Origin of the sequence: Streptomyces sp. NPDC059668 (genome assembly GCF_042734135.1) — a bacterium.
Lineage (GTDB): Bacteria > Actinomycetota > Actinomycetes > Streptomycetales > Streptomycetaceae > Streptomyces.
On record NZ_JBHWEL010000116.1, the window covers coordinates 18,264 to 20,611 of the forward strand.

The window sequence follows — 2,348 nt, forward strand, 5'->3', positions numbered from 1 at the left end:
GGGGGGGCCCTCTATTTTTTTTTAAACCCCCCCCCTCCCCCCGGGGGCCCCCCCCCCCCTCCGCCCGGGTTTTTCCGGGCCCCGGCCGGCTTTGGGGGGGGGGGGGCCCCACGTCGTTTACCGGCCAATCCCCGTGAAGATCACGGAGAGGTCTCGTCCTGGGTACTGACTCCGCCTCGACAATGTGGCTAACATCACGCCAGCGCGGCGATGTTGCCGCGGCGTTACGGAGGTGTGCGACGGTGCTGCCAGGGTGGGGACGAAACGGTCGTGCAGTTCAGGTTCCCCGCATCCTGGGCACCCGTACCGCGTGGACCACCATGGGGGACGGCGAGTTCTTCTGCCCCGGCTGCGGAGGCGACCGCAACTATCAACGCCTCACCGGCCGCCGCCGCTTCACCCTCCTCGGCGTACCGGTGCTGCCCCGCGGTGAGACGGGCCCCGTCGTCGAGTGCGCCGCCTGCCGCCGCCACTACGGCGCCGACGTCCTCGACCACCCCACGACCACCCGCTTCTCGGCGATGCTCCGCGACGCCGTCCACACCGTCGCGCTCGCCGTGCTCGCGGCCGGCGGCACCTGCTCCCGCACGTCCCTGGAGACCGCGGCCGTCGCGGTGCGCTCGGCCGGCTTCGACGACTGCACCGAGGACCAGCTCGCCGCGCTCGTCGAGGCCCTCGCCGCGGACACCGGCCGGCTCTTCGGGGAGCCCTGCGGGGCGGGCCTCGCGATAGAGCTCCACGAGGCCCTGGACCCGCTCGCGCCGCACCTCGCGGCGGCCGGCCGCGAGTCGATCCTGCTCCAGGGGGCCCGGATCGCGCTGGCCGACGGACCGTACACGCCCGCCGAACGGGACGTCCTGTCCACCGTGGGCGCGGCGCTCACGATCTGCGCGGACGAGGTGACACGGCTCCTGGTCGCGGCGCGCACACCCTCCTAGCCCGCGGCACGGGAATGCGGGACGGTCACTCGGGGTAGCTTGTTCGCTACGTGACGTAGCACGCCTCGTGGTGTGCGAGGCGAGAGCGAGGCCCCCGTGAGACGCACCCTCGTCGCCGCGCTGGCCGTGGGCCTCCTCGGCGCTCCCGCCGCCGTCGGGACCGCGTCCGCGGCCGCCCGGTCCGGGGCCCCGTGCGCGGCCTCGGTCCCGTACACCGCGGGCCGGGGCGGCTACGCCACCTACCGCATCCCGGCCGTCGTCCGGACCGGCGCGGGCACGGTGCTCGCCTTCGCCGAGGGACGGCACGACGGCGCGGGCGACACGGGGGACATCGACGTCGTCCTGAGACGGTCGGCCGACGGCGGCTGTACGTGGGGTCCGCTGCGGGTCGTCGCGGCCGGCAGCGGGGACACCCGGGGCAACCCGGCCCCCGTCGTGGACCCCCGCAGCGGCCGCGTCGTCCTGCTCACCTGCTTCAACGGCGGCAAGGTGACCGAGGCGCAGATCATGCGGGGCGAGGCCGCGCGGGGACTCGGCCGCCGGGTCTTCGTCCAGACGAGCGGTGACGACGGCCGTCACTTCTCCGCCCTCCGGGAGATCACCGGCGCGGTGAAACGGCCGGGGTGGCGGTGGTACGCCACGGGGCCCGGGCACGCGACCGCCCTGCGGCACGGTCCGCACGCCGGGCGGCTGGTGGTTCCCGCCGACCACTCCGCCGCGCCACCGCGCGGCTCCGCCGACACCGGCCGGGAGGCCAGGTACTACGGCGGGCACGCCCTCTACAGCGACGACGGAGGGCTGGACTGGCGGCTCGGGTTCGTCGACGACTCCTACGACGGACGGCTCAACGTCAACGAGAGCGGGGCGGCCGAACTCCCCGACGGACGGCTGTACTTCAGCGCGCGCGACGAGAACGGTACGGGGGGCTCGGGCGGGCATCGGCTGGACGCCTACTCCGGTGACGGCGGACGGACGCTGTCCCGGCCGTACGCCGTCCAGCGGACGCTGAACGAGGTGCCGGTGGTCCAGGGCGGCGTCCTGCAGCCGCCCGGCCGGCACGCGCCCCTGCTCTTCTCCGGGCCGTCCGTGCCGCACGCGCGGCGGGGCATGGCGCTGTGGCGCAGTACGGACTCCGGCGTCACGTTCACCAAGGCGATGACGCTCTCCTCGCGGCCGGCCGCGTACTCGGACCTCGTGCCGCTCGGTTCCGGGCGGGTCGGGATCCTCTACGAGACGGGGGAGACGGGCCCGTACGCCCGCATCGAGTTCCGCCGGCTCGCCCCGAATCCGTCGGGGTGACGGTCCCGGGTCCTTCGCCCCCGCCGCCCCTACCCGTCCCATCCCGTACCTGGGGGCTGCCCCCCCCCACCCCCCCCCGCCCCGGTTGCGGGGTTTTATAAAAATCATAAA

At 74.6% G+C, this 2,348-nt stretch carries 2 protein-coding genes; both read left to right on the top strand.

The window, feature by feature from the left end:
* The first annotated feature begins 242 nt into the window (after positions 1-242).
* Positions 243-938 carry a TerB family tellurite resistance protein gene (locus ACFV2J_RS40780; protein ID WP_385090741.1) on the top strand — a complete coding sequence of 232 codons (696 nt, stop codon included), beginning with the start codon at positions 243-245 and terminating at the stop codon, positions 936-938.
* Positions 939-1,034: 96 nt separating this feature from the next.
* Complete coding sequence (locus ACFV2J_RS40785; RefSeq protein WP_385090744.1) at positions 1,035-2,237, top strand: exo-alpha-sialidase; 1,203 nt, start codon at positions 1,035-1,037, stop codon at positions 2,235-2,237.
* The last annotated feature ends 111 nt before the right edge of the window (positions 2,238-2,348 follow it).